This window comes from Mesorhizobium sp. M4B.F.Ca.ET.017.02.2.1, assembly GCF_003998955.1.
Taxonomy (GTDB): Bacteria; Pseudomonadota; Alphaproteobacteria; order Rhizobiales; family Rhizobiaceae; genus Mesorhizobium; species Mesorhizobium abyssinicae.
Window position 1 is genome coordinate 1 of sequence record NZ_RZOF01000369.1, and the last position, 6,059, is coordinate 6,059.

Here is a 6,059-nt window from a genome sequence, read left to right on the forward strand (position 1 = left end):
GGTCGGCATCGCGCTGTTCCTGGCGGCGCTCGCCATCCTGTTTTCCGGCGACCGCCGCATCGCCTCGATCTTCGTCGGCGCCACGATCGTTGCATTCGTGGTGCTGCGCCTGGTCGGCGCGCTGGTGCAATGGGCAGCGCGGAAGAGTCCGCGTGTCCGCTCGGTCGCGCTCAGGCTGGCGCTGGGCAACATCCACCGGCCGGGCGCCCTGACGCCGTCGGTGGTGCTGTCGCTAGGGCTCGGGCTGACGCTTCTGGTGACGCTGGCGCTGATCGATGGCAATCTCAGGCGGCAGATCTCCGGCAGCCTGCCGGAACGGGCGCCGAACTTCTTCTTCGTTGATATCCAGAGCGGCGATGTCGACGCCTTCTCGGCGCTGATCGGCAAGGAGGCCCCCGGCGGAACGCTGGTCAAGGTGCCGATGCTGCGCGGACGGGTGATGGCGCTGAACGGCATCGATGTCGGCAAGGTGAGCGTGCCGCCGGAAGGCGCCTGGGTGCTGCGCGGCGACCGCGGCCTGACCTACGATGCCAAAATGCCCGCCAACGCGACGCTGACGCAAGGCGCGTGGTGGCCGCAGGACTATGCCGGCGAGCCGCTGGTGTCGTTTTCGGCCGAGGAGGGGCGGCAGATCGGGTTGAAGCTCGGCGACACCGTCACCGTCAATGTGCTGGGACGCAACGTGACCGCCAGGATCGCCAATTTCCGCCAGGTCGAATGGGAGACGATGGGCATCAATTTCGTCATGGTGTTCTCGCCCAACACCTTCGCCGGAGCCCCGCATGGCTGGCTGGCGACGCTGACCGACAAGAACGCGTCCACGGCGGACGACGCCCGTCTGCTCAACGCCGTCACCCGCGCTTTTCCGGCGGTGACGACGGTCCGGGTCAAGGATGCGCTCGACATCGTCAACCGGCTGGTGGGCCAGCTCGGCACCGCGATCCGCGCCGCCGCCGGCGTGGCGCTGATCGCATCGGTGCTGGTGCTCTCCGGCGCGCTCGCCGCCGGCAACCGGGCGCGCATCCATGATGCGGTGGTGCTGAAGACGCTGGGCGCGACGCGCAGGACGCTGATCACGGCGTTCTCGCTGGAATATGTGCTGATCGGCCTTGCCACGGCGGTCTTCGCGCTGGCGGCGGGCGGCGTCGCGGCCTGGTTCGTGGTCGCGCGCATCATGACGCTGCCATCGCATTTCATGCCGGAAGTGGCGATGGCGACGATGCTGTTTTCGCTGGCCGTCACGGTCGGCATCGGCCTTGCCGGAACCTGGCGGGTGCTCGGGCACAAGGCGGCGCCGGTGCTGCGCAATCTCTGATTTGCCGGGCTCGCGACACCCGCGCCGGGTTAAATCTTGGTAAGAATGCCCCCGAAAAAGGCCGTCGAAGCGGCTTTTTACCTTCTCACGAACCGTTACAGCCGGTTACGGACTTGTTCTTCAGGCGAAGAACCATCATATTCCGCGCAGGCATGCTGGAGCCCTGCCAGCGGCGCCTGGGCCAGAAAAGGCCGGACACCGGACGGGGCAGAAGCAACAGAGGAATTCCAATGGCTGATCCCATTCGCAACTACCAGACGCGCGCCGTGCCCGGCACCCGTGTCGATGCGGACATCGACCAGGGCCTGCGCGCCTACATGATCAAGGTCTACAATCTGATGGGGCTTGGCCTGCTCATCACCGGCCTTGCCGCTATCGGCACGATCATGCTGGCCACCACCACTGACCCGGCCTCGGCAGTCGCTACGCTGCCGAGCGGCGAGATGCTGACCTCCTTCGGCTATGCGATCTTCGGCTCGCCGCTGCGCTGGGTCGTCATCCTCGCCCCGCTGGCGCCGGTGCTGTTCCTGTCGGCCCGCATCCAGTCGATGAGCGTTTCGGCCGCGCAGACCACGTTCTGGGTCTATGCCGGCCTTGTCGGCCTGTCGCTGTCGTCGATCTTCCTGGTCTATACGAGCGCCAGCATCTCGCAGACCTTCTTCGCCACCGCGGCCGCCTTCGGCGCGCTGTCGCTCTACGGCTATACGACCAAGCGCGACCTGACAGCGTTCGGCTCGTTCCTGGTCATGGGCGTGTTCGGCCTGATCATCGCCATGGTGATCAACATCTTCCTGGCCTCGTCGGCGCTGTCCTTCGCCATCTCGGCGATCGGCGTGCTGATCTTTTCCGGCCTCACCGCCTACGACACGCAGAAGATCAAGGAGATGTATTTCGACGGCGACGCCAGCGATGTCGCCGGCCGCAAGGCGACTATGGGCGCCTTGAGGCTCTATCTCGACTTCATCAACCTGTTCATGTTCCTGCTGCAGTTCATGGGCGACCGCCGCTGAACGGCACTGGACTACTGAGTTCACGAGGGGCGGCCCAATGGCCGCCCTTTTCTTTTGCGCCTGCCTTTGCTGTTATGGAGGGCAGGTGAAAGATTTGCATAAATTATGAGCAGCATCACGATCAGAGCCGCCGGCGCCGCGGACCTCGACCGAATCACGGAAATCTACGCCGATGCGGTGACGCACGGCACCGCCAGCTACGAGCTGGAGCCGCCGAGCCGCGCCGAGATGGGCAGCCGATTCGACGGTCTGACGGCGGGCGGCTTCCCCTATCTGGTGGCGGAAAAGGATGGCGCGGTGCTCGGCTATGCCTATGCCGGTCCGTTCCGGCCACGCCCGGCCTATCGCTTCGTCGTCGAGGATTCCGTCTATGTCGCGCCCGAGGCGAAGGGCCAGGGTGTCGGGTGGCTGCTGATGCAAGGGCTGATCGACGCGGCCGAGGCGGCCGGCTTCCGCCAGATCATCGCCGTCATCGGCGACGGCCATGCCGACAGCGCGTCGGTGCGGCTGCACGAGAAGCTCGGCTTCCGCCATTCCGGGCGCCTGGAAGGGTCCGGCTACAAGCACGGACGCTGGCTGGACACGGTCTTCATGCAGCTGTCGCTGAATGGCGGGGCAGGACGTGCGCCGGATTCGGATTCGTGGCCGGAGCGGCGGTTCCGTGATGGACTAAGGGGGAACTGAGGAACTGGAGAATTGGAGAACAAAAGGAAGGCGGCGGTTACACCAGGCGCTGAGTGCCTTCTTCCCTAATTCTTCAATTCGTCAGTTCCCCAGTTCCTCAGTTCCTCTTCGACTCCCAGCTCAAGCCTCGATAACCTTCAGCTTTGGATCGAAGACGCCGAGCACGCGGCCGAGCTCCTGGCCGCGCTTCAGGATGCGGCCGCCGGCGGCGATGACGGAGAAGGCGCCCTGGCGGCGCGCCAGCTTCGGATCCTTGACGATCTGGAACAGCGGAACCTCGCTGGCGCGGCGGAAGACGGAGAAGACGGCGCGGTCGGAGAGATGGTCGATGGCGTAGTCGCGCCATTCATTGGCGGCGACCATGCGTCCGTAGAGCCTGAGGATCTGATCGAGTTCGCGCCGGTCGAAGCGCACCGGCTGGTCGAGGCGCTCGCGTCGGGCCTCATGCAGCGGGATCAATATTGCGGATGCGTCCCCATCCTCCGTCCCACTGCCACCGCGATCGGTCATGCCTAGATCCTTCGAATGAATCTTCGCCTTCAGAAGTTGGCCCGTTCGCCATGGAATTGCAAGAGCCGGCGAAGCATGCCAGCGCAGCGCTGTTTCCGTCACGTCCAGTCACGTTTGTGAACCTCCTGTTGGAATTGGTGATGCTCTGCCACATTTCTGCCATTTTCTAACCGCGCTCATGCCCCAATGTCCGACGAGTTTACCGGCGTTGCCTGAGACGGTTCGGTCCGGCACCGGCTCGTAAACCCCAAGCCCCCCGCCCACGGGTCTGCGTCGGATCGAACCAACCTCGGTTTTCCCTCGGAAAATCGGGTGCGACGATCCCAAAACCTAAATGACCGGCGTCAGAAGCAAGCTGACGCCGGTTTTTTACTGCTTGGCTTTCGTGATCCTTGGGTCTGCGCTGCGTCGCTTCGCTCCTAGTGATGAAGAAGCTGACGCTTGGCACACGACGCGAAGGACCAATTCCAACCATCCTCGGATATTCCTTCGACGAGGCCTTGCAGTCCAAAATCTTCGGGATCCGGTTCCATCATTTCAGCTATAAAGCGGGAAACGTCGGCCCCGGAGGATCTGCGGCCCATGCCCGAGGAGAATGACAACCGCTCGCCTGTTGCTCTTGAACAGCGCGGCATGAGCCCCGACCAGCGCATGTTCTCGCCTTCAGCTGCGCGAAATTTGGCACCGATCCTCGCGGTCCTAAAGCGTGTTCTTCCGACACATGGCGTGGTGCTGGAGATTGGCTGCGGACCGGGGAGCACGCCGTGTGTTTTGCGGAAGCGATGCCCAACCTCACCTGGCAGCCAAGCGATCCTGATGCCGACGCACGCGCCAGCACCTCTAGCTGGATCAAATTTTCTGGGCTGAATAATGTGCTCGCGCCGCTTGAAATAGATGTGTGCTCGAGATTATGGGGCGTCGAGCAAACGGCGCCGTTTGACGCCATCGTGTCGATCAATATGGTTCATATCGCGCCGTGGGCGGCAAGTTTAGGATTGTTTGCAGGCGCTGGCCGTTTGCTCCGCACTGGTGGGCTTCTTGTTCTCTACGGGCCATTCATGCGCGACGGCACACACAACGCACCATCCAACGCCGCTTTCGACGCATCTCTAAAGGAGCGCAACCCATCTTGGGGTGTGCGTGATATTGCTGATCTTGAACGCGTGGGTGAGGCCTCTCGACTTAGTCTCCGCGAGGCGATCGAGATGCCTGCTAACAATTTGTCGGTTGTCTTCTCCTGCGATAGTGCCTGAACGACAATCGTCCCATTCTATTGGCTATTCATCGTTTCAGTGGAAACGCTGAACCGCTCTATCTCTTTGTTTTGACGCAATTCCGGACGCAAACCGATACGCACTTCCTGGAATGCTCTAGGACGAGGAAGCTCTAAAGCCGGTCGGGCTTGCGGATGAAGGCGGCGCCGAGGATCGGGCCTGGCATGCCGTCCTTGCCGACGGATTGCAGCAGCACCGCGCAGCCGGCCTTCTTGGCGATTTCGGTCATCGGCAATTCGTAGCGCTGCGGCTTGCCGTGCCACATGCCGGCGATCTGGATGTCGGAGACGGCGTTCCAATAGGTCAGGCTGCGGCCGCTGTTCTCGCCCTGGCCGATCTTCACCATCTGCGGCGGATCGAAATAGACGATCACCACATGGGCGTCGTTGGGGCCGTTGCCGGCGTCGCCGGCATCGATCATGACGCGGTCGCTGGTGCGGCTGACCTTGATGCCGACGCGCATGCCTTCGCCGGTCCGGTTGAGGCGCGCCAGCGTGCCGTCGACTTCCTTGCGGCTGGCGCCGTTGACGTGGCTGCGGCCGTTGATGACGGCTTGCGGCGTGTAGACAGAGCGGCTGCCGAAGGCGCGCATGTAGTCGTACTGCCGGTCGGTGTTTTCCTTGCTGCTCAGCGTGTCCTGCCAGCCGAGATAGTCCCAGTAGTTGACGTGATAGGCGAGCGCGACGAGGTCCTCCTTGCTGGCAAGCTCGGCAAAGAACTCGTCGGCCGGCGGACAGGAGCTGCAGCCCTGGCTGGTGAAAAGCTCGACCACGCCGAGCGGCTTGTCGGTTTGCTGTTTATCGGCCCGGGCGCTCTCTGGCTCGCTTGCAAGCACCGTGCCGGCGCTTGCCGACAGGGCCAGCGCAAGAACCGCGAGCCGCAAGGGGTTTGCAAATGCCATGGCCGTTCCGATTCCCGCCGGTGACGCCGGCCTTGTTCTGATTGCTAAAATATGTGGCAGAACCGCCAGTCAACGGGAAGTCACGTTGCGGTGAAATTTTCGGCGTTGCAAGCACGCCCAGGGCCGCAATAGGAAAGACCCCTCCACTTCATGCCGCGGTTCGATTAGGAGGGCGCATCATCGTCATGTGGCAAACTCTCCCGACGCCCGTCGATCTTTATTGCGAGCGGACCGGGCCGGAACTTTGGGCAGAGCCGGCTAATGCTTTGACCAACCTTGCCTTTATTGCCGCTGGATTGTGGGGCGTGCGGGAAGTGCGGAGGGGAATAGGGGAATAGGGGAATAGGGGAATAGGGGAATAGGGG

At 63.0% G+C, this 6,059-nt stretch carries 5 protein-coding genes and 1 pseudogene; 4 read left to right on the plus strand and 2 right to left on the minus strand.

From position 1 onward, the window contains the following. The 3 genes from EN738_RS29355 to EN738_RS29365 all read left to right on the plus strand — a co-directional run. Positions 1–1,315, plus strand: a 1,315-nt coding sequence (locus EN738_RS29355; RefSeq protein WP_127286704.1) for an FtsX-like permease family protein, incomplete at its 5' end; no start/stop codon positions are given. A 230-nt stretch (positions 1,316–1,545) separates the two neighbouring features. Then, positions 1,546–2,325 (plus strand): Bax inhibitor-1/YccA family protein, encoded by a 780-nt coding sequence (locus tag EN738_RS29360; RefSeq protein WP_127286705.1) that lies wholly within the window; start codon positions 1,546–1,548, stop codon positions 2,323–2,325. A gap of 105 nt (positions 2,326–2,430) precedes the next feature. Continuing rightward, positions 2,431–3,009 carry a GNAT family N-acetyltransferase gene (locus tag EN738_RS29365; protein ID WP_127286706.1) on the plus strand — a complete coding sequence of 193 codons (579 nt, stop codon included), beginning with the start codon at positions 2,431–2,433 and terminating at the stop codon, positions 3,007–3,009. A 120-nt stretch (positions 3,010–3,129) separates the two neighbouring features. On the opposite strand, the gene EN738_RS29370 is transcribed toward EN738_RS29365, so the two are convergent. Then, the gene (locus EN738_RS29370) at positions 3,130–3,519 is read right to left on the minus strand and encodes a DUF2794 domain-containing protein (protein WP_126057429.1); all 390 of its coding nucleotides are present in this window, start codon (positions 3,517–3,519) and stop codon (positions 3,130–3,132) included. 582 nt (positions 3,520–4,101) lie between these two features. On the opposite strand from EN738_RS29370, the pseudogene EN738_RS29375 reads away from it, so the two are divergent. Further along, positions 4,102–4,772 (plus strand): annotated as a pseudogene (locus EN738_RS29375) (DUF938 domain-containing protein). A gap of 133 nt (positions 4,773–4,905) precedes the next feature. On the opposite strand, the gene EN738_RS29380 reads toward EN738_RS29375, so the two are convergent. Beyond that, positions 4,906–5,694 (minus strand): thioredoxin family protein, encoded by a 789-nt coding sequence (locus tag EN738_RS29380; RefSeq protein WP_127286707.1) that lies wholly within the window; start codon positions 5,692–5,694, stop codon positions 4,906–4,908. Positions 5,695–6,059: the final 365 nt, after the last annotated feature.

What these genes read in the sequence shown, in the direction of transcription:
- EN738_RS29380 (WP_127286707.1), bottom strand. Translation starts at nt 5,694, where the DNA reads ATGGCATTTGCAAACCCCTTGCGGCTCGCGGTTCTTGCGCTGGCCCTG.
- EN738_RS29370 (WP_126057429.1), bottom strand. Translation starts at nt 3,519, where the DNA reads ATGACCGATCGCGGTGGCAGTGGGACGGAGGATGGGGACGCATCCGCA.
- EN738_RS29360 (WP_127286705.1), top strand. Translation starts at nt 1,546, where the DNA reads ATGGCTGATCCCATTCGCAACTACCAGACGCGCGCCGTGCCCGGCACC.
- EN738_RS29365 (WP_127286706.1), top strand. Translation starts at nt 2,431, where the DNA reads ATGAGCAGCATCACGATCAGAGCCGCCGGCGCCGCGGACCTCGACCGA.